This is a genomic window from Sphingomonas alpina (assembly GCF_014490665.1).
GTDB lineage: Bacteria > Pseudomonadota > Alphaproteobacteria > Sphingomonadales > Sphingomonadaceae > Sphingomonas > Sphingomonas alpina.
Genome location: NZ_CP061038.1, coordinates 4225326 through 4250389, shown reverse-complemented (window position 1 = coordinate 4250389; position 25064 = coordinate 4225326). Strand labels below are relative to the sequence as shown.

Here is a 25064-nt window from a genome sequence, read left to right as displayed (position 1 = left end):
GCCGGCGTCCCCAATGCCGGCAGGCCTTTTTATTTTACGCGCTCCAAAAACATCGTCGTAACGTCCGCGACTGCGCTGGCTGCGGATCGCTCCCATGGCGGTTGTTCTCCGATGCAGCCCACCTCTCCCGCCTTGCCCCGATTGCGCCATTGCGCGTCGCGGAAAGCGTGCCCAAAAGACGCTGACTAGCGTGTCAGTTAATATTGACAGGGCCCAAAAGCGCTGCGATAGGGCGAGCGTGCCGCAAGAGCACAAGCTGCGGCGCCGTCGCCGCAAGGGAGAGATGTCATGAAGCACAGCCTGCTGCTGTCCTCGTCGCTATTGGGCATGGCCATCGCCGGTCCGGCCTATGCGCAAGCCGCCGATCCGGTCGCCCCGCCGGCCACCACCGAACAGCTCGCCACCGGGACGCAGGCCGCGAATGATGGCGATATCATCGTCACCGCGACGCGCCGCAATGAACGGCTGCGCGACGTGCCGCTCAGCATCACCGCTTTTTCACAGAGCAAGCTCTCGGCCGAGGGTATCGTCGGTTATGAAGGGCTGGCGCGCGAAACGCCGGGCATCGTGATCAACAAGCCGACCGCCAATTTCAACAATTTCACCGCGCGTGGCATCGCCACCAACGGCTATGGCGCCGGCCTGTCGTCGACCGTCGCCATCTATCTCGACGAACTGCCGATCTCGACCACGGGCAATTCGACCGTGATCGATCCCAATCTCTATGATGTCGAACGAGTTGAATTTCTGCGCGGGCCGCAGGGTACTTTGTTCGGGGCCGGGTCGCTGTCCGGCGCGCTACGCATCCTGACCAAGAGCCCCAATCTCGGCAAGTTCGATGTATCGGGCTCGGCCGATATCGGCCTGACCGGCTCGGATTCGGTCCGCCAGCGCTATAACGCCATGGTCAATGTGCCGCTGATCGACGATGTGCTCGGCCTGCGCGTCGTCGGATTCTATCGGCATGAGGATGGCTGGGTCGATAACCTCGATACTGGCGTGCACAACGCCAACACGCTGAAGGATTATGGCGGCCGCGCGATCCTGTTGTTCAAGCCGACCGATCGCCTGTCCGCGCGCTTCCTGGCGTCGTATGAGAATAGCGACCCGGCGGATTCGGCGCTGACCACCCCGCGGCTCGGCCGCAACAAACGCCGCTCGTTTCGACCCGATATCTATGCCGGCAAGCTGCAGAATTATAATGCGACGATCGACTATCAGTTCGACGGCGCCCGGTTGACCAGTTCATCGACCTATTCGCATTACCAGCAGGATTTCATCGTCGACATTTCCGGCGCAGTCGGTCGGGCATTTCCGTACGGTATAGAGGCGACGGGGCCGCAAAAGACCTTCGTTCAGGAAACGCGCCTGGCATCCGATCCGGGCGGCAGCTTCGACTGGGTGATCGGCGGCTTCTATCTCGATCGCACGCTCGACGTGACGCAGATCTTCCGTTCGACCACCGCATTTCTCGCCTCGCGGGGAATCACCGGCGGGCAGGGGCCGACCGGCGATCTGGTTCAGTCGCTGGTTTACCGCCAGAAATCGCATGAACTGGCCGGCTTCGGTGAAGTCACCTACCGCTTCAGCGACCGGTTCTGGGCAACCGGCGGGATCCGCTATGGCCGCACCGATTCGCAGATCGAGTATCTGCCGGGCAATTTCAATTCGAACTTCCTGACCAAGGCGCTGTTTGGCCAGACCGGCCCGCTGACGGTCGTGCAGGTGCCAGTATCGACTCAACCCAAGGTCAAGGGCAGCCGGCCCTCGTTCAAGGGGAGCCTGTCGTTTCGCGCATCCGACAATGTGACCACCTATGCCTCGGTCTCGACCGGCTATCGCGCGCCGGTGCGCAATGCCAATGCCGGCCGTCCCAGCGTGATCAGCCCGAATGACCTGACGATCCCCGCAGGCGCCGACTCGGACAAGCTGATCAATTATGAAGTGGGCCTGAAAGGGCGCTTCTTCGGCGGCAAGCTGATGGCCAATTTCGCGCTTTATTATATCAACTGGAACGACATCCAGGTTCAGGCCAACCGCGTTTCGGATTCAGTGCAGTTCGCCACCAATATCGGCGGCGCCCGCAGCCGCGGCCTGGAGTTCGAGATCGTCGCCAACCCGGTCAATCATCTGAGCTTCGGCGCCAATGGATCGATCGGCGGCACCAAAATCACCAAGCTCAGCGCGTCGGAAGCGGCAATCTCCGGCGCCGTGCTCGGCGGGCGGCTTTCCGCGGCAAATTTCCAGGGCAGCATGTTCGCGCAGGTCGGCTTCGATCTGTCGGAGGCGACCTCGGGCTATTTCAACGCGACGTTCCAGCATGTCGGGTCGTTCCCCAACAATTTCCCCCATGTTCCGGGCAAGCCAGGCGTGATCGCGCCGACCTTCGGCTACACCGACAGTTACGAGAACATCAATTTCAGCCTGGCGCTGAAGCGGGATAAATTGTCGGCGACGCTGTATCTTGAGAACGTCCTCGACGATCACTCGATCACCTATATCCACCCCGAGGGCTTCGTCGACAGCCGCTTCGGCACGCTGCGCCCGCGCACCGTGGGCATTCGGCTCGGCTATAATCTGTAAACCTGCCGTCGGGCGTCCCGCGCCGGACGCCCGGCCCTCTCAGCACCGGGGACGCCTCATGCCGGCCAACGCCGCCACCTTCGATCAACGACGCGGCTATACCTGGTTCGTGCTGGGCATGCTGTGCTTCGTCTATGTGCTGAACTTCCTCGACCGGCAGCTGCTGTCGATCCTCGCCAAACCGATTCAGGACGATCTCGGCGTCACCGACGGACAGCTCGGACGGCTCGGCGGGCTGTATTTCGCGCTCTTCTATTGCACCATCTCGATCCCGGTCGCCTGGCTCGCCGATCGCAGCAACCGGGTGAAAGTGGTATCGATCGCCTGTGCCTTGTGGAGCGCGGCAACGATCGCCTGCGGCTTGTCCATGACCTATCCGCAACTGGTCATGGCGCGCATGGCGGTCGGCGTGGGCGAAGCGGGCGGCGTGCCGCCCTCCTATTCGATCATCTCGGATTACTTCCCGGCCGAACGGCGCGGCATGGCCTTGTCGTTGTTCAATCTCGGGCCGCCTTTGGGTCAGGCGCTTGGCGTCGCGTTCGGCGCGAAGATCGCTGCCGCCTATGACTGGCGCCTCGCTTTCATCCTGCTCGGCGGGGTCGGCGTGGTGACGGCTGCCGCCTTTGCGCTCAGCGTGCGCGAACCGAAACGCGGCGCGAAGGATGTGGTCGCGCCGGTTGTCGACACCGTCGCCGCGGCCGCGCAGAGCTTCGGCAGCATCATCCGCATGTTCTTCGCCCGGCCGGTGTTGCGGCTGACCGCGCTGGCGTCGGGTGCGACGCAGTTCGTCACATACGCCATGCTTAATTTCACCACCCTGTTCCTGATGCGCGAAAAGGGCATGACGCTCGACCAGATAGCGATCTGGTATGCACTGCTGCTCGGTATTGCCGTCAGCGCCGGGATCTGGTCTTCGGGCTGGCTGATCGACCGGTTCGGGCCGCGCTCACGCCAGGCCTATGCGATCGTCCCCGCGATCGCGCTGATGCTGGCGGTGCCGTTCTTCATCGGCTTCGTCCATGCGCCGAACTGGCCGGTGGCGATGCTGTTCCTGATCGGGCCGACCTTCTTCAACTTCTTCTATCTCTCGCCGGCAGTCGCGGTCGTGCAGAACTCGGTCACGGCCGCGCAGCGCACCGTGGCAAGCGCGCTGCTGCTGTTCGTGATGAACATGATCGGCCTTGGGCTTGGCCCGACCTTTCTCGGCGCGATGAGCGACTGGTTCCGGACGAGCCATCCCGGCAATCCGCTGCAGCTCGCATTCTACAGCCTCATTCCCTTCTACCTTGTCGCGATCCTGCTCCATCTGATGGTGGCGCGGGCGCTGCGGCACGAACAGGCGGCGCAATGAGCCGCAACATAATTTGGAGAGCGACATGATCCCGATGCGTGCCTCGATCGTGGCGCTTGCCGCCGGCGCATTACTGCCGATGACGGCGATGGCTCAGACCGTACAAACCACGCAGGGGGTGGTGGCCGGAACGACCAGCGGCACTGTCAGCGCCTTCAGGGGCATTCCCTATGCCAAGGCGCCAATCGGCCAGGCCCGCTGGACGCCGCCTGTGCCTGCCGCTGCCTGGAAAGGCGTGCGCGACGCAAGCAAGTCCGGCCCGGCGTGCATCCAGCCGAAATATCCCGCGACCAGCCTGTATCGCGACGATCCGCCGGCGATGAGCGAGGATTGCCTGTCGCTCAATGTCTGGGCGCCAGTCAGGGCGCGGGTGGGCGCGCGCAGGGCGCCGGTGATGGTGTGGATCCATGGCGGGTCGCTCGCGGTCGGGTTCAACGGCAGCCCGATCTATGACGGGGCGAAGATTGCCGCGCGCGGCGTGGTGGTGGTGTCGATCAACTATCGCCTCGGCATTTTCGGGTATCTCGCGCATCCGGAGTTGAGCCGAGAATCGTCGCATCATGCCTCGGGCAATTATGGCCTGCTCGACCAGATCGAGGCGCTGAAATGGGTCAGGGCCAATGCCGCGGCGTTCGGCGGCGATCCCGATAATGTCACGATCTTCGGCGAATCCGCCGGCGCGCTGAGTGTGATGGGCCTGATGACCAGTCCCTTGTCGCGCGGCCTGTTCCACAAGGCGATCGCCGAGAGCGGCTATATGATCTCGCTACCCGAACTGACCAAAGCCAGCCACGGTCTGCCCTCGGGCGAACAGGTCGGCAGCTTTGTCGGGGCAGCGCTGAAGGCGCCCACTATCGCGGCGCTGCGTGCGGTCGATGCGCAGACCTTGTCGGCGGCGGCAGCGGCCGGCGGTTTCCTTCCCCTGCCGACGGTCGATGGCTGGGCATTGACCCGCCAGCTGGTCGACAGTTTCGACAAGGGCGAACAGGCGCGCGTGCCGGTCATCGCCGGGTTCAACGCCGGGGAGTTGCGCACGCTGCGTGGCCTGGTCCCGCCGGTCCCGGCCGATGCCGCGATCTATGAGAAGGAAATCCGCGAGCGCTATGGCGATCTCGCCGATCAGTTCCTCAAACTCTATCCGAGCGGTCGGATCGAGGAGAGCATGCTCGAAACATTGCGCGACGGGATTTACGGCTGGACCTCGGACCGGCTGGCGCGCAGCCAGGCGGCGATCGGCCAGGCTGGTTATCTCTATTATTTCGATCACAGCTATCCGGCGGCCGATGCGCTCAAGCTGCCCGCCTTCCACGCGTCCGAAGTGCCCTATGTGTTCGGCCTGCTGGTGGAAGCCAATACGCTGCCCAATTGGCCGAAGATTCCCCCAACCCCCGCCGAGACCGGTTTGTCCGATGCAATGATCGGCTATTGGACCAGCTTCGCCCGGAGCGGAAAGCCGAGCGCCGCCGGTCAGCCGGCCTGGCCGGACATCGCCGACAAGGGCGGTTACCTGCGCTTCGGCGCGCGGCCTGAAGCATTGTCCGGCCTGTTCACTGACCGCTTCGCGCTGCAGGAAGAGGTAGTCGCCCGCCGGCGGCGTGACGGCACTCAATCCTGGATCCAGAATCTGGGTATCGTCGCGCCGCCCCTGCCGGCACGCGCGGCCGATGCGGCGCGACCGAATTGACGACTTTGCCTCAATCCGTGCAATCGCAGGACATGCTCCAACCTGGTACCCATTCATGACCGATGCCGCGCCCAAACCCCGCCGCACCAAGGCCGAACAGCGCGAGGAAACGCTGGCGCTGATCCTCGACGCGGCCGAAGCGTTGTTTGCCGAGCACGGCTATTACGGCGTGACGCTGAAGGATGTGGCGAAGAAGGTCGGGGTCAGCTCGACGCTGATGCACTATCATTTCAACGGCAAGGAAAGCCTGTTCGATGCAGTCTGGGCGCGGGGTGCGCCGCGCTCGGTCGATGCCCGGCTCGAGGCGATGCGTGCCTATGCCGCAAAGGCTGGCGATCATCCCACCGTGGAAGGTGCGCTGCGCGCCTTTCTCGACACCGATTTCGACCTCAACATGGCGAGCGGCTCGTCCGGCCGATACATGGGCATCCTCGGTGCGCAGGCGAACAGCGCGCCGGGCTGGGGCGCCGACAAGATGGAATATTTCAACCCGACGGTGCTCGTGCTGGTCGGGCTGTTGAAAAAGGCGCTGCCCGAGTGCGAAGAGGCGCGAATCTTCTGGGGCTATCACTTCGTCTCCGGCGCGTTGACTCATGCGATGGCGCGGACCGGGCGGATCGACCGGCTGTCGAACGGTCTGTGTTCGTCGGAGGATTTCGAATCGATCAAACAGTATATGGCGACCTTCATGGCCGCCGGGTTCGAGGCGATCTGTCGCCTGCCGGACGCTGGCCCGGCATGATGTTCGGGAAGACGGGGCGGGTCGCTGTCGGCCTCGCGCTGACGCTGGTCGTTGCCGCCTGTTCGACTGGCGAGCGCCACGATCAGAGCAACGATGTTACCGTGGTCAGGGCGAACGACACGATACCGGCCGCGCGCCCGACCTTCGTCGTACAGCCCGGCCGCGTTGCGAGCCCATCGCCCAATGCAACACCAATCGGCAATGCCTGGATCCCGGCGAGCCGGCTACGCCGAAGGAAACCGTGGTGCAATAGCGGCGCGAAGTCGCTGGCATCGCGCGGCAAGATCGACAAGATGCAGGGGTAATTCGGGGAGCGCATGATGTCGAAATCACCAGTATTGCGGCGCAAGCCCAAGGCCGAACAGCGCGCGGAGATGATCGAACAGATTCTCGACGCGGCTGAATATCTGTTCTCCAAGCATGGGCTGTACGGCACGACGCTGAAGGAAGTGGCGCAGCGCGTCGGCGTCCATCACTCGCTGCTCAACTATTATTTCGAAGATAAGAAGGCCCTGTTCGATACTGTCTTCGCCCGGCGGGCGCCGGTCACGATCGATCGCCGCATGGCCGCGCTTGACCAATATGAGCTGGAGGCGGCGGGAAAGCCGACCGTCGAGGGCGCTTTGCGCGCGTTTCTCGACACCGATCTCGACCTTTATATCAATGGCGGCGAGGGGTGGAAAAACTATGCCGCGCTCGGTGCGCAGGCCAGCAACACGCCCGAGGGCGCGGCATTGATGGACAAGCATTTCGACCCGCTCGTGCTGCGCCTGATCGGCCTGCTCAAACAGGCGCTGCCCGGCTGTCCGGAAGAGGATATCTTCTGGGGCTATCATTTCGTGACCGGTGCGCTGCTGCTGACCCTCGCGCGCACCGGTCGTATCGACAAGCTGTCGGGCGGCCTGTGCCGGTCCGACGATTTCGAGGCGGTGAAAGACCGCATGGCCAGCTTCATGGCCGGCGGCTTCATTGCCAATTGCCGGCGCCGTGCTGGTGTTTGATACCGTCTGCTGGATCAAATTCTAAGCTCAGAAGCCGATCTTGCCGCCCGCTTCGGGCTTGCACGCAACCTCGCGTGCAAGCCGATCCACCACGCCGCGCGCATCACCGGCCGGTGCATGACGAAGCTGGCGCGCGACTACCGCGAAGTCGCCGGGCGTCAGCCCTGACACCTCGCTCAGGCCAGCCGGTGCGGGCATGCCGAAGAAGCGCTGGAACGCCCGCTCGGCCCGCTCGCGCCCAAGCGGGCGCAGATCAAGCTTGAACACGAAGCGCCGGAGCGTCGCCGGGTCGAGTTTCCAGCCATGATTGGTCGCGGCCACCACCGGCAGGGGGTGACGATCAAGCCAGGTGAGCAGCTCGTTGACCTGGCTCACTTCCCAGCTGGTTCGCGCGGTGCTGCGGTCGAACAACAGCGAGTCCGCCTCGTCGAAGAACAGCACCGCACCGCGCTGCCGTGCCTCGGCAAAGGCGCGGGCGATGCGCGCCTCGGTCTCGCCGACATAAGCGGAGAGCAGGTCGGACGCCCGCTTGGTGACCAGTGGCCGGTCGAGCATCCGCGCGAGATGGTCGGCCAGAGCGGTCTTTCCTGTGCCGGGCGGGCCGGTCAGCAGCAGCGAGACATCGGTTTCGCCGCCCGCACCGATCCGGTCGAACAACGGCCCGAGCGGCGTATCGGCCTCGTACAGTTCGAGGTCGAGCGGCCCTACCTCGCCGATCGGCAATTCGCCGCCGCGCAATGCACGAACCAGTGCCTCGGCCGGACGCGCGCCGCCATCGGCTTCGCCCGCGAGCTTGCCCGCCCGCGCCGCGACACGCAGCACCGTGGTCGTCTCCGGAGCGGCGTCGAGCAGATGCTCCAGTGCCGCGCCCGGTTCCACGCCCTCTTCGCGCGCGATCCGGTCGAGCATGCGCCGTCCCGCCATACGGGTCGGCAGGTCGAGCTTCAGGATGAAGCTCATCCGCCGCAGGATCGCGTCATCGACATTGCCGATCGCATTGGTCGTCCAGATCACCGGCACCGGATTCGCCTCGAGCAGCCGGTTGACGAAGATCTTGCTGCCCGATCGTTTCGTGACCCAGTCGCCGCCGCTCGGTCGCGCATCGCCGATCAGATCCTCCATCTCGTCGAATAGCAGGACCGCGCCGGTACGTCGCGCAAGCAGCCGCTGCGCCAGTTGCAGCGCATTGACCCGGTCCCAGCGGGTCGGCTCCTGACCGTCTTCATCGACTTCGCCCACGCCGTGCAGCGCAGCCTGCGCCGCTGCCGCAAGTGTCCGCGCCAGCTCGGTCTTGCCGGTACCGGGCGGGCCGTGGATCAGGATGTTGATCCCCGCCGCCTGCGCGCCCATCGCCCCGCGCAACAGCTGCACGAGGAACGCGGCATCTGCGACATGCGCGAAATCGTCGAGCGTCAGGCGCGACGACTGGCGGATGCCGACCAACGTGTCGATCATCTCTTCGCCCTGGGCTGGTGCGCGATCGAGCAGGCGCTCGAGCGTCCAGTAAATGTCGACCTCGACCAGCCCCTGGCGATTGGCGTTGAAACCGGCGAGCCCGAGCCGCAGCACCGGGCTCTGCCGCACCAGGCGCACGGCCTCATGCGGCTCGGCGCCGGCGAGTTCGCCAAGCAGGGTCGGCAAGTCGTGGCCATGCGTTGCCGCGATGCGGACGAGCTGATCGACGCGCGGCAGCCGGTCGCATGCCACCATCACGCTCAGCAGGCCGCGATCGACCGGCCCGAATGCAAGCAGCTCGGCAAGCCGCTCGGCCAGCTCCAGCGCATGCGGGCGCACCTCGCCCAGCGGTCGCGCCGCCGCGACCGCCTTGAGCAGCGTCTTCCACCTTAACGGCTTGTCCGCCTTGGCGGGCGTTGCCATCAGCCATGTCCGGTGCGGCTCGGCCCATTGCAGCACCGCCTGTGCCAGTGGCGTGGACGCGGCAACGCCACGCCCGATCCGGAGCAGCATGCCCCGGACGATTTGATATTCGTCCATGATCTTTTCCGTATCCCCGGCCCGAGGGCGCACGGACGCACAAAGGCGCCGCACACGATCGGGCCAATCAGTCTGTCGTCTGGGAATACTGCGGCGGCGCTTCGCTCCGGCCGCAGCGCTTTACGGAAAAGCGCTTATGGCAGGGAGCGGTTGCCGCCGAACAGAACGCCCATCGAGGCGGTCATATCCAGCAATGCCTGTCTCCAACGTCCGGCCAGGATTGGCCATTCGTGCGGCGCGCCTAGCGGAAAAAGGTGCGCCGCGCAATCTGGTCACCGGACCTCGACCCGGTGCGTACCGGATGCGAGCTGTTCGAACACGCATCGCCGGCCGAGAAACCGCTCGATAATGTCCGCCGCGGTCAGGCTGTGCTGGCTTGGTTTGACTGTGGTGAACGTCCCGCCGCCCGCCAGAGCGGAGGGCAGCAGCAGCTGATCGGCGAGATAGGGCCCGGCGAATGCGTCCGACGCCTCATAGCCCGACATGCGTGCCGCTGCGCGCTTGGCAAGTTGTTCGGCGGGCACGCCGAGCTGGCCGAAACCGCTGACGATTTCGGTGACATGCTCATAGGCTGCCTCGAGCAGCAGGATGTTGCCCGGCCCCTGCTCCTCGGGCAGCTGGCGCACCGCGAATACCTCCTCGGGCCAGCCGAGCAGCTTCTTCGCAGTCGCGATCTCGCGATCGGCGACCTCGAATGGCAGGCCGGCGAACATCGCCAGCGCCGAGCGTGACAGCAGCGCGCCGCGCTCGACACAGTCGATCGGCCGCAGCGGCGCCGGCGTGATGTCGACTTCGATCCGGCCACCGCCGCGCGGGTAGAAACCGTGCTTGATCAGACGCGCGTCGACCGTCGGCCCCATGCGATTGACGATCGGCAGGAAGGTGCGGGCGATGAAGTCGAACGGCGGCGCCATCATGTTGTGCGTGCCGCCTTCGAGGATCAGCCGCGACGGCGCGCCGGCCAGGATCAGCGGCATCAGGACCGTCTGCAGCACCAGGCTGGTGCTGCCGGCGGTGCCGACCGCGAAGCGATACTCGCCGGGCACGACCGTGCCAGGCCGGAAGGCAAGCTCGCCCGACCCGACCGCCAGCCCGTCGCAGTCGCCGCTGCCGATCGTGCGCGCGGCCTCGACCGCGGTGACATGCTGACGCATCAGCCCCGGCTTCGACCGCTTGCCGCGCACATTGGTGATCTGGAACGGCTGGCCGGTGACAAGCGACAGCGCGCACGCATTGCGCACGATCTGCCCCCCGCCTTCGCCTTCCGATCCGTCGATGATGATCATATCAATTGCTCATTTACTGTTCCGACCAGCCGTCCCACCATGTTTGGCCCGGCTCCGGAATGAATATTCGTGGTGACCAGCAGTCCGTTCGTAGCGTGCCGATTTCCGCGCCGCATCGGCAAACCTGATTGGGCCCATTGCTGCCTGCGAGGCCGCAACAGCCGGACAAGCGACGGGAATTGCGCGTGTTGCCGACGGCATCGGTCAGGTCGTCCGGATTGATCCAGTATTGCGGTATGAAATCCAGCGGCTCCCGCTCGTCACCATAGGAGCGTGTAATCGGCGCATAGGATTTGAATGCAATGCCGGAGTCGGTCAGTGGAGCGCGATCTTTATGCAAGGGGGCTTGCACCATCGGATCCTTGCCCGACCGAATATCGAGCGCGGTAGTCAGCCGCGCACCACATCCTTTGCACATCAGGATCTTCTTCACGAGCGGCCTCCAATGGCGGCGTGAAAGGCGTCACCCCTTCACGCACACCACCTGCTTCAGCGTGTGGACGATCTCCACTAGGTCGGCCTGGGCCGCCATCACGGCTTCGATCGGCTTGTAGGCGCGGGGACTTTCGTCGATCACGCCGACATCCTTGCGACACGCCACGCCCTCGGTCGCGGCGATATGTTCGGCCAGCGACACCTGCTTCTTAGCCTCGGTGCGCGACATCACGCGCCCCGCGCCATGGCTGCAGCTGTCGAATGACTCCGCATTGCCGAGACCCCGAACGATGAACGATTTCGCGCCCATCGACCCCGGGATGATCCCCAGCACGCCCTTCGCCGCGCGCACCGCCCCCTTGCGGGTGACCAGCACATTCTCGCCGAAATGATTCTCCCGCGACACATAATTGTGGTGGCAGTTGACCGCTTCCAGCTCGGCGTCGAACGGCTTGGTGATCTCACCACGAATGGCGCGGATCACGTTCGTCATCATCATGCGGCGATTGAGCGCCGCATAATCCTGCGCCCAGCCGACCGCCTCGACATAATCGTCGAAATGGTCGGTCCCTTCCGGGAAGTAAGCGAGGTCCTGGTCGGGCAGGTTGATGTGCCATTTGCGCATGTCCTGCTTGGCCAGTTCGATGAAGTAGCTGCCGATCGCATTGCCCACGCCGCGCGACCCCGAATGGAGCATGACCCACACCCGCTGCTCGGTATCGAGGCACATTTCGATGAAGTGGTTGCCCGTGCCGAGCGTGCCGAGGTGCACCAAATTATTGGTGTTCTTCAGACGCGGATATTTCGCCGTGATCGCCTCGAACCGGGCGAGCAGAGTCGCCCAGGCCTCGACGATCGCCGGCGGCGGATCGCCCCATGATCCCGTGTCGCGGTTGCCGCGTCCGACCGACCGGCCATGCGGGACGGCGCGTTCGATCGCGGCGCGCACGCCTTCGAGGTTGTCGGGCAGGTCGCTGGCGACGAGCGAGGTGCGCGCCGCCATCATGCCGCAGCCGATATCGACCCCGACCGCAGCCGGGATGATCGCGCCCTTGGTCGGAATGACCGAGCCGACGGTCGCGCCGATCCCGACATGCACGTCGGGCATCGCCGCGACATGCTTGAAGATGAACGGCATCTGCGCCGCGCGGGCGAGCTGCGCGCGCGCCTTGTCGTCGACCGGCACGCCGCGCGTCCACATCTTGATCGGAACCCCGCCCTCGACATGCTGGTAATCGAAATTCACTTCGGTCATCGCGACCTCCTACTGTGTCCTGCCGCCGGGCGGCATCACGATTGCTGGTCAGGGCGGCTGGATTTGAACCAACGACCCCCGGTTTCCAAAACCGGTACTCTGCGCAACTGAGCTACGCCCTGCTATCTCATTGGCGGCGATCCGGGGCGGCCGGCCTATTCCGACCGCCCCCGCCGCGCCGTCCTGCTGGATGTTCGACGAACCAACGGGACGTAATGACTATTGCAGCAGGCGTGCCAGTCTGCGCGCAGCGGCAGTGAAAAATCTCTATCGTTCTGATATTGAACAGTAATATGGCCGCTATAGCATGGGCCAATGCAGCGCCGCACTATGATGAAGGTTTAGTTTTCGATAGGCTGTGCGCAAATTTTATCCTATGGGATAAGATATGAAACCACTCGTCGTCATCGGATTTCTCGGGTCGACCCTGGACGCCGGCAAATTCGGCCCGGAACGCTGGAACAAGTGGCGCCCGTCGGTCGGGCTGACGATGCATGAGGATTTGCGTGTCGATCGTTTCGTCATGCTGCACGGCACGCCGCATACGCGGCTCGCGGAATATATCGCTTCGGACATCGGCAGCGTCTCGCCCGAGACGAGTGTCGATCGCCAAGTCATCGACTTCCGCGACGCATGGGATTTCGAAGAGGTCTACGGCAAGCTGCTCGACTTCACCCGCGGTTACCCGTTCGACCCTGATGCCGAAGACTATCTCGTTCACATCACCACCGGCACGCATGTCGCGCAGATCTGCCTCTTCCTGCTGAGCGAAGCGCGCTATCTGCCCGGACGGCTGCTGCAGACCCAACCGCATCGCGGTGCACCGAGCGGCGCGCCGGGCAGCTGGAACGTGATCGACCTCGATCTGTCGCGCTATGACAGCATCGCCACGCGCTTCGCCGCGGTCAGTGCCGAGAGCACATCGTTCCTGAAATCGGGCATCGACACCAGAAACGCCGCATTCAACCGCCTGGTCGACGAGATCGAGCAGGTCGCGGTGCGCTCGACCGCGCCGGTGCTGTTGATGGGGCCGACCGGCGCGGGCAAGAGTCAGCTCGCGCGCCGCATCTATGAGCTGAAGCGGTCACGGCATCAGGTGAAGGGGCCGTTCGTCGAGGTCAATTGCGCGACGCTCAAGGGCGACGGGGCGATGTCCGCGCTGTTCGGGCACAAGAAAGGCGCGTTCACCGGGGCCGCCGCCGACCGGCTCGGCCTGTTGCGCACCGCCGATACCGGCATGCTGTTCCTCGACGAGATCGGCGAGCTCGGGCTCGACGAGCAAGCGATGATCCTGCGCGCGATCGAGGACAAGCGCTTCCTGCCGGTGGGTGCCGACAAGGAATCGGCGTCGGATTTCCAGCTGATCGCCGGAACCAATCGCGATCTCGGTCGCGCCGTCACGGAAGGGCGGTTCCGCGACGATTTGTTCGCACGGCTCAATCTGTGGACCTTCGCGCTGCCCGGGCTGGCAGAGCGGCGCGAGGACATCGCGCCCAATCTCGATTATGAACTCGATCGCTTTGCCGAGCGCGAGGGGAATCGTGTCACCTTCAACAGGGAGGCACGCGAGCGTTATCTCGCCTTCGCGGTCGGCCCGGCCGCTTTTTGGCAGGGCAATTTTCGCGATCTCGCCGCCAGCGTCACGCGTATGGCGACCTTCTCACCCAAGGGTCGGATCGACAGCGCCTGCGTCGATGCCGAAATCGGACGCCTGGCGCGACTGTGGCGTGCCGACGGTGCAGCCCAGGGCGATGAGTTGGACGATCTGCTCGATCCGGCGGTGATGGAGGCGCTCGACCCGTTTGACCGCGTGCAGCTTGCACATGTCGTCGCGGTCTGCCGGCGCAGTCGATCGCTGTCGGACGCCGGGCGTAGCCTGTTTGCCATGTCGCGGATGCGGCGTGCCTCGTCGAACGACGCCGATCGCTTGCGCAAATATCTGGCGCGCTTCGGACTGGAATGGTCGCAGCTCGCAGGCTGAGTGGTCAGCCGATCTCGATCAGGACAATTTCCGACGGTTCGCTCGTGCTTTCGCGCCCGGTTTTGGGTGCTGCAAATCTGGGTTCAGCTATCCTTGCCCTCCCGTAATGATCGAAAATGATCGTTGACGTGATCGTGAAAGAGCAATAATGCTTGGAGCTGACAAGAGAGTGATTGTCAGCATGAAATGCGTCGGCGGACGCCGGAGAAACCGGCGCGGCAGTCGACGGTAACGATCGGGTACGATGGCCCGGCGATTGGGGAGGATAAGATGATCAAGCGGCCTGAGACTAATTCGGTCCTGTCACCAGCGACTTACGCGTTCCGTGCCGGTGTTTCCGCCGTGGCCGTCGCGATCGCCGCAATGGCTGGCCCGGCCTTTGCGCAGACCGCGCCTGCGCAGCCGGTCGACAACGCACAGGCCGATTCGGCTTCGGGTAATCAGGAAGTGGTGCTCGATCAGGTTCAGGACAATAGCGACATTGTCGTCACCGGAACCCTGTTGCGCGGGGTTGCGCCGGTCGGCACCAATGTTGTCGGCCTCAACCGCGATGACATTCTGAGGACCGGTGTGGCGTCCGCCAATGATCTGCTCGCGGACATTCCTCAGGTCGGCAATTTCGGTACGGTGCCGGTCGGCACAGCGTCATTCGCTTTGCCGGTCGTGCGGCCGAACATCCGCAATCTCGCAGCGGCGGGCGGAAGCTCCACGCTGGTGTTGCTCAATGGCCATCGCATGGTCGGTGCCGGCGTTCTGCAGACCACGGTCGATCCTTCGATCCTGCCACCGGAGGTGATCGACCGGGTCGAAATCGTGCCCGATGGCGGCTCGGCGATTTATGGATCGGACGCGATCGGCGGCGTCGTCAACTTCATCACCCGCAGCCGGTTCAACGGCGTTGCGGCGAACGTCCGCTACGGCTTTGCCGACGATTATCAGACCGTTGATGCCAGCCTGACTGCCGGCAAGGATTGGGGCAGTGGTTCGCTGCTGCTCACTTATGCCTATGCCTGGCACGACAATATCCAGAATCGCGATCGCGACTATACGGCCGCAAATCATACTGGCCGCGGCGGGACCGATTTCAGTTCAACGGTCTGTCCAGGCGGTAACTTCACCGATCTGTTCACCGGCCTTACCTTTGCGGGGCCGACCTTCACGCCGGGATCGGTGAAGAAGTGCGATTCAAGCGCTTATTCCGATCTCTATCCGCGCGAGGAGCGCAACACGGTCTTCGCATCGCTGACGCAACAATTGTCTGATGCAATCGAATTTTCGGCAACCGCTTATTGGTCGCGCCGCGACACCACGACGCTGAGTCAGACGCCCGGTGTTTCGGGCACCACCAATATCACGGCGATCAACCCCTTCTTCCGGCCGCTTGGTCCGTCGCCGGTGCAGCTTGTTTCACTCTCGTTCGATAACGTGTTCGGGCCGACGATGACGAGCAACTCCCGGTTCGAATCCTATGGCGTCACGCCGGGATTCAAGATCGATATCGGCAAGGACTGGCAGGTCCGCACAGAGGCCAACGTCGGACGCAGCTATAATCTTGTGCTCGAAAATACGATCAATACCGGCGCAGTGGACGCGGCACTCGCCAGCTTCAACCCGGCGACCGCGCTCAATCCTTACAATCTAGCGGCAACCAATCCGGCCGTGCTGGCAAAAATCGGCAATTTCCAGAATTACGGGCGCGCAATTCAGGAACTTGCCGAGGCGCGCGTCGTGATCGACGGCTCGCTGGTCGAGCTGCCGGGCGGCAATGTCCGCCTCGCGGTGGGCGCCGAATATCATTACGAAAATCTGGCGTCGCAGATCAGCTTCAATCCGCGTGGGGTGTTCACCAATTCGATCGCCTCCTTCGCGTCGCGTAACGTGAAATCGGCCTTTGGCGAGCTGCTTATCCCGATCTTCGGAGACGGCAATGGCGGCCCGGGCATGCGCGCGCTCTCACTATCGGGGTCGGTCCGCTATGATGATTATAGCGACAATGGCGGTACGACTAATCCGAAGGTCGGCTTCACCTACAAGCCGGCCGATCAGCTGACGATCCGCGGCAATTACGGTACGTCGTTCCATGCTCCCAGCCTGGCCGATACGACCAGTACTTCGGATTCGCGGGCGCAGATTCTTCAGATCAGCCCTTTTCGGGCCGGAAACAGTCTGCCCACCGATTTCAACCGTCCGACGATCATTCTGGCCGGCGGCAATCCCGATCTGAAGCCGGAAAGGGCCAATACCTGGTCGCTCGGCTTCGACTGGAAGCCAACCATTGCGCCAGGGCTGACCGTCAGCGCGACATACTACAATGTGCATTTCAAGGACGCGATTCAGGTCCCGCCGCTCACGTCGCCGGTGCTGTTCTCCAACCCCGGCTATGCCAGCTATTACATCATCAACCCGACACTCGCCCAGTCGCTGGCCGCGGTCGGTAATTTGCTGCTGAACGGGGCGACGAGCATTCAGTCGCTCTATGGTCCGACGATCACCCCCTATGTGCTGATCGATGCCCGTCGCAGCAATATCGGTGCGATCAAGGTCGACGGGATCGATTTCAACATCAACTATCTGCGTCCGACCGGATTTGGCTCGATCAATCTCGGCGTCAGCGGCACTTATACGCTCAATCGCAAGAATCAGGCGGTGAAGGGCGATCCTTTCGTCGATGAACTGAAGAACGGAACCGGGCGGCTTGCGATGGTGGCGACTGCCGGCGGCCAGGTCGGTAACTTCACCGCTCAGGCCAAGCTGAACTACCGGCAGGGTTTCCCGGTCATTGGCCTGGGGTCGCAAAAGCGGGTCGGCGCGTTCGCACCGGTCGATCTGTTCTTCAGCTACGCACTACCGGATGAGGGTGTGCTCAAGGGGACGTTGCTGACGCTCAATATCGACAATGTGTTTGATCGTGATCCGCCCTATTTCGACACGCAGAGCGGCTACACCAATGGCGGCACGCTCGGCCGGCTGGTCTCGGTCGGTCTGCGCAAGAAGTTCTGACGAAAGAAGCTCCAGGAAACCTAATGTGATTTGACAGGAGGCCGTATGAAGGTCGGAAAACTGAAGAGTGCAATGACACGTATGAAGGTAGCAAGCCTGCTTTCCGCGCTGGTACTGGTTGGGGCAGGCATGGCCCCGGGGACCGCGCTGGCGCATGGGCCGGTCCGAACGGGGCTCATCCATTATGGCATCACGGCCTATGGGTATCAGTTGATTTCCGTCGAAACATTCTTCTGCGATGGCGATTATCAGTTGTCGCCGTTCCTCTCCGGCCAGATCACCTACACCGAGACGCAGAATTTCGATTGCTGATACCATGGCGGCCGTCATCACCCCCTCCGGGACGATGGCGGCCGTCACTTTGACGATGTTCGAGTTCTGAGGAGAGGCGAGTGCGGCGCCAGCCGGCCTATCGTGTAGCGAGCGGCAAACCGCATATCACTGGAGGCCGTCGTTACCGGCTGTCGGTGCTGCTTGTGCTGTGCTTCGCGCTGACCGGTGTGACGGGTCAGGCGGCTGCCACAACGGATGTCCCGGACGGGCTGCGCGTAGAATATAGCGCGGCACCACTTGGTCTCGACGAGACCACGCCGCGCCTTTCCTGGCACACGCAGGCCATACGTCAGACCGCCTATCGCATCCGTGTCGGCGTGGATGCGACGGCGTTGGCGAACGACCGAGTAGTGTGGGACAGTGGAAAGGTCGTGTCAGCCGTCAATGTCCAGATTGCCTATACCGGTCCGGCGCTCGATTCGGGAAAACGTTACGTCTGGCAGGTCCAGACCTGGGACGAGAATGGCAGGGCGAGCGGCTGGAGCGCGCCAGGCTGGTGGGAAATGGGCCTGCTCAAGCCCGCCGACTGGACCGCGCAGTGGATTTCGGGGCCGAAGCGCGCCGATCATGACTGGCGCGATTTCACCTTCACCACCGACCTGACTCTGACCGGCAAGTCGGTCGACCTGCTGTTTCGTGCTCAGCCGATCGGCAAGACCTATGGCGAGGCCTATGTCTGGACGCTCGCCCGGACCGACAAGGGCGCGGCGCTGATCGCGCAGGTCCGGCATTATCCCGGCGGCAATTCTTCGGCGGTCAAGGTGACCGAACTGAAGCGCGTGGCGCTCCCGGCGCTGGGCGATGGGCGCCATGTCGTGTCGATCACTGCGGCGGGTGGCCGGCTGACCACTGCGATCGACGGCGTTACCGTCGACACGCTGACCGATGCGTCGGTGGCTCATGGTACGATCGGCTTTACCGCGAAGGAGCCGAAGGCGGCGATCATCCACCGTGTCCGCGTGACCGGCGCAGCGCCATTCGATACGCGCTTTGTCGCCAACGACAATGCCTTCACCGGCGGCGATGTCACCAAGGACGGGCTGGTCGTGCCGGGAGGTGTGCCCAAGGTCGATATCGTCCTGCCGATCGAAGCGCCCGCGCCGCTGGTGCGCCGCGCCTTCACTGTGCCGGCCAAGCCGATCGCCCGCGCACGACTTTATGTCGCAGGCGCCGGCTGGCCGCGTCTCAGCCTCAATGGCGAGGTAATTGGCGCGTCGGCAATGGCGAGCGGTTACACCGCTTATGACAAGCGCGTGCTCTACCAGACCTATGATGTCACCGCGGCGCTTCGCCCCGGCGCCAATGCGATCGGTGCGGAACTCGGGCGCGGCTGGTACGGGCTGACCGAACCCAATGAATGGTATTGGCAACAGGCGCCGTGGCATGGCGACCCGGCAGTGCGCGCTCAGCTGCAGATCGATTTCGCCGACGGATCGAGCCAGCGGATCGCGACCGATGCGAGCTGGCGCACTGCCTTTGGGCCGACCCTGGCCGATTCGATCTATCGCGGTGAGCGCTATGACGCACGGCTGCATCCGAACGGCTGGGACAAGCCCGGCTTTGCCGACCGCCGCTGGGCATCTGCGCGCATCGTCGACGGGCCAACGGGGGCACTGGTCGCTGCCAATGTCGAGCCGATCGCCCCGGTCGCCGACCTCAAGCCGGTCACGATCAAGCAGGTCCGGCCCGGCACCTGGGTGCTAGATTATGGCCGCATCATCGCCGGCTGGCCCGCGCTGCGCGTGTCGGGTGCGCGCGGCCAGACGGTGTCGATGCTGTCCAGCGAACGCATTGGCGAGGACGGCCTGGTCGTCCCGGCCGCCGGGCTGATCGACGCGCAATTGCAAACCGATCGTTACACACTGGCGGGCGGTGGCGTGGAGCAGTGGGAGCCGCGCTTCGGCTATCGCGGCTTCCGCTATGTCCAGCTCGACGGCTTTCCCGGTACCCCCGGTCCCGATGCGCTGACCGCGCGCATTGCGCATAGCGCGGTGGCAGCGACCGGCGAATTCCGCAGCAGCAATGCCTTGCTGATGCAGATCGATGCCGCGGCGATCGCGACGATCCGCAACAATATGCATGGCTTCCAGACCGATACGCCGACGCTTGAGAAGAATGGCTGGACCGGCGATGCACAGGCTTCGGCCGGGGCGGCGGCGCGCAGCATGGATGTCGCTCGCATGTGGACCAAATGGCTTGGCGATTTCCGCGACGCGCAATCGGCCAAGGGCGAAATCCCCGAGATTGTGCCCTCCACGCCGCATTATGGTTATGAGAACAGCCCCGGCTGGAACATGATCTGGGGCCCGACCACGCCCTGGGACGTCGCGACCATGGTCCTGCCCTGGGAGCTTTACACCACCTATGGCGACACCCGCATCCTGGAACGGATGCATGAAGCGCAAGCGCGGCTGGTCGATTATACCGGTGGCTGGTTCAAGGCGCCCGACTATCGCCGCGAAGGGTTCGAACTGAGTGAATGGTCGTCGCCCGGCGGGGCCGATTTCGTCAATCAGCGTGGCGGCGGGATCGATGCGGTCGCCAGCGCCTATTATTTTCTCGAGACCGATCTATTGGCGAAATCGTCGGCGGTGATCGGCAAGCAAGCCGATGCCGAGCGCTACGGTGCGCTCGCCCGCAATATCCGCGATGCCTATAACCGGCGTTACTGGGATGGCACAGCGCGGCACTACCGCACGACCGACGCCAAGGGTGTGGCAGGTGCGCCGACCCAAATCCAGAATGTCCTGCCGCTGGCCATGGGCATGGTCCCGGATGGTGCGGAGCAGGCAGTGGCCGATACGATCGCTGCCGATGTCGAGAAGAACGGGCTGCGTACCGGCGTCTATGCGACACGCTATCTGCTCGAAATCCTCAGCGACTATGGCCATGCCGATCTCGCCTACAAGGTCGCGACGCGCACAGACGAACCGAGCTGGGGTTGGTGGATCAAGAACGGGCACGGCACGATGTTCGAAAGCTGGAGTCTCGAAAGCCGCTCACGCGACCATCATTATTTCGGCTCGATCGCCGATTGGATGCGCCAGCGCCTGGCCGGTTTGCGGCCGGGCCAGCCAGGCTATGCCAGCGTCCTGGTACGGCCGGAAATCCCCGCAGGGCTCGCCTCGGCCAGTGCAACGATGGACACGATCCGCGGTCGTGCCGCGGCCGGATGGGCGGTCGAGCATGGCGTGCTGACGCTGGCGGCGGAGATTCCCGCCAATAGCAGCGGCGAAATCTGGGTTCCCCTGCGCTTCGGACCGGTGCGCAGTGCCGCCAAGGATGCGACACTGCTGCGCACCACTACCGGCTTTGCGGTCTATTCGGTCGCGGCCGGGCGTCACGTCTTCGAGGCAGGAGCAAGCCAATGAGTTTCGCGCGTGTTTATGGGGGCGCTGCAGTGATGGCGTCATGCCTCGCGGTTGCTGCCCCGGCCCAGACTCCGGCCGCACCTGCCACCACGATCGAAACTGGCGCGCTGCAGGGGCTGACGGCGGACGGCGTCGCGGTGTTCCGCGGCATTCCCTATGCCGCGCCACCGGTCGGCGACCTGCGCTGGCGTGCGCCGCGGCCGGCTGCGGCCTGGGCCGGCCCGCGCGACGCGACCAAATTCGCCAACGATTGCCCGCAGACCTGGATGCCCAGCGACGCCGCGATAAGCGGCCAGCCGATGAGCGAGGACTGCCTCTATACCAATGTCTGGACGCCGAAGCCGGGCAAGCAGGGCGCCAACAAGAAGGTGGGAGGCCTGCCTGTCATGGTGTGGATCCATGGCGGCGGCTTCGTCAACGGATCGGGCGCGTCGCCACCCTATGACGGCTTGCGGCTGGCGAAGCATGGTGTGGTGGTGGTCAATTTCACCTATCGCATCGGCCGGCTCGGCTTCTTCGCACATCCCGCACTGACCAAAGAGGCGAATGGCGCGCCGACCGGCAATTGGGGCCTGATGGATCAGATCGCGGCGCTCAACTGGGTCAAGCGCAACATCGCCGCGTTTGGCGGCGATCCGGCGCAGGTGACGATCTTCGGTGAATCCGCCGGCGGCGCGTCGGTCAACCGGCTGATGGCCTCGCCGTTGGCGCGCGGCCTGTTCGTGCGCGGCATCGCCTCGTCGGGCGGCGGGCGCGACAAGTGGCCCGACCTTGCCACTGCCGAGGCCAAGGGCGTCGCCTTTGCCAAATCGGTCGGGGCGGGCGAGGATGTCGCGTCGCTTCGGGCGATCCCGACCGATATCGTGCGCGGCAAGATCGGCTTGCTCAACAATGAAGAAGCGACCTACTCCGGCGGGATCACTGACGGCCAGATCGTCACCGACAGCGTCGATGCGATCTTCGCCGCGGGCAAGGAAGCACGGATCCCCTATATTGTCGGCGCGAACAGCGATGAGCTCGGCTTTCTGCCCGCGCCGTTCAAGGGACCGGCCACCGCCGGCATCATCAAGCCGCTCGGCGATGTCAGCGCGGTGCGCACCGCTTATGGCGCATCGTTCGATGATCGCATCGCCGGCGATGTGGTGTTCATCGAACCGTCGATCGCGCTGGCCCGGCGTCATGCCGCGAACGGCAACCCGACCTGGGTCTATCGCTTCGGCTATGTGCCCGAAGCCAAGCGCGCCGAACTGAAGGGCGCGCCGCATGCCTCCGACATCAATTATGTGTTCGACACGCTCGATGCACTGAAGCCTGCGCCGAGCGCCGCCGACCGGGCGGCTGCGGCGCTGGTGTCGACCTATTGGAGCGACTTCGCCAGGACCGGCGACCCCAATCGCAAGGGCGCGCCGCGCTGGGACCGCTACACCGCCAGGATGCCGGTCGCGCTGCATATCGGCAATAGCGAGACCGCGACGCGCCCGGCCGCCGACGCCGGGCTGGATGCGCTGGCGAAGCTTCGCGATGGAGAAAAGAAATGATGCGCCGTTCGATTCTGGGCGGCGCCATCGCGCTCGGCCTGGCCGCGACCTGGAGCCTGGCCGCGTGCGCGAGCGCCGGTACGCCGACCACCATCGACAAGAAGGTGATCCCGCTCTGGCCCAAGGGCGCGCCCGGCCGCCTGCCCGACATGCCCGCCGAGGTCACCGAGCTGCGAGCGTCCAATCCGGGCACGATCATGCGCAACGTCACGGTGCCGGGACTGCTGGTCTATCCGGCCGATCCCAAGATCGCCAACGGCACGGCGATGATCGTGGCGCCTGGCGGCGGCTTCCATCTGCTGAGCATCGAGAATGAGGGCATTGCGGTCGCCAAATGGCTCAACAGCCTGGGTGTCACCGCGATCGTGTTGAAATACCGGCTGATCGCGACCGGCGACGATGTGCAGCGTGCGCTGATCGGCCGGCTGCTCAATCGCTCGGCGATGATGCGCGCGATCGACCCGCTCCAGCCGCTGGTCACCGCCGATGGCGAACAGGCGGTGCGCTATGTGCGCGCCCATGCGAAGGAGCTGAAGATTAAGCCGAGCCGGGTCGGCCTGATGGGCTTCTCGGCTGGTGGTGCGGTGTCGGTCTGGACCACGCTCGCCAATCATGCCGATAGCCGTCCCGATTTCCTCGTGACCATCTATCCCGGGCTGATCGCAGGCCATGCGGCGGTCCCGGCCAATGCGCCACCCTTGTTCGACCTTGTCGCCGATGACGATCCGATCGTCCGCCCGGAAGCTGACGAACTGCAACAGGCGTGGAAGGCCGCGGGCGCGGACACGACCTATGTCACCGTGCCGAATGGCGGCCATGGCTTCGGCATGGCCAAGACCGGCAAGGCATCGGATGTCTGGCCCGAAAAGCTGCAACAATGGCTCGATGCGAAAGGATATCTCCGCAAATGACACGCTTGAGCCCGAGGTTGGGCATCGCATTGCTTGGTGGTGCAGCCATGGGCATGGCGGCCGTTGCCATGTTCGCTCCAGTGGAGAGCGTCCGCGCCGCGCCGGCCGGATCGTGCGAATCGCTGACCGGCTTGACCATTGCCGAGGGCAAGATCGACAGCGCGGTGATGGTAAAACAGGGTGAGGCGATCACCACTGAAGCCGGCAAGCCTGGTCTACCCGCGCCGGCCGCCTTTTGCCGCGTCCATGCGGTGCTGAAGCCGACGCTGCGTTCGGAAGTGAAGATCGAAGTCTGGCTGCCCGAGGGCGCGGCCTGGAACGGCAAGCTGCTCGGCGCCGGCAATGGCGGTTATGGCGGCACGCTGACTCTGCCTGCGCTGACCATGCGCACCGGCATTGCCAAGGGCTATGCCGCGACCGGCAGCGACATGGGACATCTCAGCAATGACGTCGATGCGAAATGGGCGTTGAACGAGCCCGAGAAGGTGGTCGATTTCGGCCACCGCGCCAATCACCTCGCGGCGCTGCTCGCCAAGCAGGTGGTCGGTTCCTATTATCCGAAACCGCTGGCTGCTGCCTATTTCCATGGCTGTTCCGATGGCGGGCGCGAGGCGCTGAACGAGGCGCAGCGCTATCCGACCGATTATGACGCGATCATAGCCGGTGCGCCGGCCAATCCATGGACGCGGCTGATGGCCGGCTTCATGGCCGATCACCGCGCTGCGTTCGGCAAGCCCGACTCGATCATCCCCAATGCCAAGCTGAAGCTGCTGCAGACCGCCTCGCTGGCGAAATGCGATGCGGCGGATGGTGTGACCGACAAAGTCATCGACGATCCGCGCAAATGCAGCTTCGATCCAGGCGTGTTGCAATGCAAGGCTGGCGATGCCGCCGATTGCCTGACCGCGCCACAGGTCGAAACCGCGCGCGCACTGTATCGCGGCACGGTCGATGCGAAGGGCAAGTCGATCTTCCCCGGCTATATGCCCGGGGCCGAGGCAGTGGCCGGTACCTGGGACCTGTGGCTGACCGGCGCGAATGCACAGCATGGCCGTTTCAGCACCGAATTCTACCGCTATATGGTCCATGCGAACCCTGCCTGGCAGCCGACAGATTATGATCCGATCGCCGATCCCAAGCTGGCTGCGAAGAAGTTTGCCGGCATCCTGGACGCTAGCGCTGACCTCAGCGCCTTTTACAAGCGCGGTGGCAAGCTGATCCTCTATCATGGCTGGTATGATGCTGCGATCCCGCCGGAAAACACGATCAACTATTATGAAGATCTGAAGCGCATGCAGCGTCAGGCAGCGTCGTCGACCCGGCTGTTCATGGTGCCGGGCTTGTCGCATTGCCTGGGCGGTCCGGGTGCCACCGGCTTCGATCCGCTGACCGCGCTCGACCAGTGGCGCCAGGGTGGTCCGGCACCGGAGCAGATGGTTGCGACCCGCTACGACAATCCGATCTTCGCCTATTTCGGCTTGCCGGCCAAGGCGCTCGGCACCCGGCCGCTGTGCGCCTATCCCAAGGTCGCACGCTGGAAAGGCACGGGATCGACTGACGATGCGGGCAATTTCGACTGCGTCGCGCCGAGCTGAAAT

The 25064-nt window shown here is 64.2% G+C and carries 17 protein-coding genes and 1 tRNA gene; 13 read left to right on the top strand and 5 right to left on the bottom strand.

Annotation, left to right across the window (positions count from 1 at the left end; all coding sequences use genetic code 11):
• Positions 1-288 precede the first annotated feature (288 nt).
• From H3Z74_RS19690 to H3Z74_RS19665, 6 genes are read left to right on the top strand one after another with little or no spacing between them, the layout of a single operon-like run.
• Positions 289-2583 (top strand): TonB-dependent receptor, encoded by a 2295-nt coding sequence (locus tag H3Z74_RS19690; RefSeq protein WP_187761230.1) that lies wholly within the window; start codon positions 289-291, stop codon positions 2581-2583.
• A gap of 58 nt (positions 2584-2641) precedes the next feature.
• Positions 2642-3934: a spinster family MFS transporter gene (locus tag H3Z74_RS19685; protein WP_187761229.1), complete on the top strand. Its 1293-nt coding sequence runs from the start codon at positions 2642-2644 to the stop codon at positions 3932-3934.
• Between the two features lie 25 nt (positions 3935-3959).
• A complete protein-coding gene (locus tag H3Z74_RS19680; RefSeq protein ID WP_187761228.1) occupies positions 3960-5618 on the top strand; it encodes a carboxylesterase/lipase family protein in 1659 nt (552 codons plus the stop codon).
• Between the two features lie 55 nt (positions 5619-5673).
• Complete coding sequence (locus tag H3Z74_RS19675; RefSeq protein WP_187761227.1) at positions 5674-6360, top strand: TetR/AcrR family transcriptional regulator; 687 nt, start codon at positions 5674-5676, stop codon at positions 6358-6360.
• Complete coding sequence (locus H3Z74_RS19670; RefSeq protein ID WP_187761226.1) at positions 6360-6665, top strand: hypothetical protein; 306 nt, start codon at positions 6360-6362, stop codon at positions 6663-6665. The genes H3Z74_RS19675 and H3Z74_RS19670 overlap by 1 nt, the downstream gene beginning before the upstream one ends.
• A 15-nt stretch (positions 6666-6680) precedes the next feature.
• Positions 6681-7361 carry a TetR/AcrR family transcriptional regulator gene (locus H3Z74_RS19665; protein WP_187761225.1) on the top strand — a complete coding sequence of 227 codons (681 nt, stop codon included), beginning with the start codon at positions 6681-6683 and terminating at the stop codon, positions 7359-7361.
• A 27-nt stretch (positions 7362-7388) separates the two neighbouring features.
• Here the strand turns inward: H3Z74_RS19665 and H3Z74_RS19660 are convergent, their stop codons facing one another.
• From H3Z74_RS19660 to H3Z74_RS19640, 5 genes are all read right to left on the bottom strand, one after another.
• Positions 7389-9356, bottom strand: coding sequence for an AAA family ATPase (locus tag H3Z74_RS19660; protein WP_187761224.1), 1968 nt, complete (start codon positions 9354-9356; stop codon positions 7389-7391).
• Between the two features lie 272 nt (positions 9357-9628).
• Positions 9629-10642 carry an RNA 3'-terminal phosphate cyclase gene (rtcA, locus tag H3Z74_RS19655; RefSeq protein ID WP_187761223.1) on the bottom strand — a complete coding sequence of 338 codons (1014 nt, stop codon included), beginning with the start codon at positions 10640-10642 and terminating at the stop codon, positions 9629-9631.
• A 13-nt stretch (positions 10643-10655) separates the two neighbouring features.
• Complete coding sequence (locus H3Z74_RS19650) at positions 10656-11075, bottom strand: hypothetical protein (RefSeq protein ID WP_229726694.1); 420 nt, start codon at positions 11073-11075, stop codon at positions 10656-10658.
• Positions 11076-11105: 30 nt separating this feature from the next.
• Positions 11106-12332 (bottom strand): RtcB family protein, encoded by a 1227-nt coding sequence (locus tag H3Z74_RS19645; protein WP_187761222.1) that lies wholly within the window; start codon positions 12330-12332, stop codon positions 11106-11108.
• Between the two features lie 45 nt (positions 12333-12377).
• Positions 12378-12454: transfer RNA gene (locus H3Z74_RS19640), tRNA-Pro, on the bottom strand.
• Between the two features lie 266 nt (positions 12455-12720).
• Between H3Z74_RS19640 and rtcR the strand changes: the two genes are divergently transcribed.
• From rtcR to H3Z74_RS19605, 7 genes are all read left to right on the top strand, one after another.
• Positions 12721-14313, top strand: a complete 1593-nt coding sequence (gene rtcR, locus H3Z74_RS19635; RefSeq protein ID WP_187761221.1) for an RNA repair transcriptional activator RtcR — start codon at positions 12721-12723, stop codon at positions 14311-14313.
• Positions 14314-14583: 270 nt separating this feature from the next.
• Positions 14584-17313, top strand: coding sequence for a TonB-dependent receptor (locus H3Z74_RS19630; RefSeq protein WP_187761220.1), 2730 nt, complete (start codon positions 14584-14586; stop codon positions 17311-17313).
• A 72-nt stretch (positions 17314-17385) separates the two neighbouring features.
• Positions 17386-17625, top strand: coding sequence for a hypothetical protein (locus tag H3Z74_RS19625; protein WP_187761219.1), 240 nt, complete (start codon positions 17386-17388; stop codon positions 17623-17625).
• Between the two features lie 80 nt (positions 17626-17705).
• On the top strand, positions 17706-21017 hold the full coding sequence (locus H3Z74_RS19620; protein WP_229726693.1) for a family 78 glycoside hydrolase catalytic domain: 3312 nt from the start codon (positions 17706-17708) through the stop codon (positions 21015-21017).
• A complete protein-coding gene (locus tag H3Z74_RS19615; RefSeq protein WP_187761218.1) occupies positions 21014-22555 on the top strand; it encodes a carboxylesterase/lipase family protein in 1542 nt (513 codons plus the stop codon). Before H3Z74_RS19620 ends, H3Z74_RS19615 begins: the two co-directional genes overlap by 4 nt.
• Positions 22555-23466 (top strand): alpha/beta hydrolase, encoded by a 912-nt coding sequence (locus tag H3Z74_RS19610; protein WP_187761217.1) that lies wholly within the window; start codon positions 22555-22557, stop codon positions 23464-23466. The genes H3Z74_RS19615 and H3Z74_RS19610 overlap by 1 nt, the downstream gene beginning before the upstream one ends.
• Positions 23463-25061 (top strand): tannase/feruloyl esterase family alpha/beta hydrolase, encoded by a 1599-nt coding sequence (locus H3Z74_RS19605; protein ID WP_187761216.1) that lies wholly within the window; start codon positions 23463-23465, stop codon positions 25059-25061. The genes H3Z74_RS19610 and H3Z74_RS19605 overlap by 4 nt, the downstream gene beginning before the upstream one ends.
• Positions 25062-25064 lie beyond the last annotated feature (3 nt).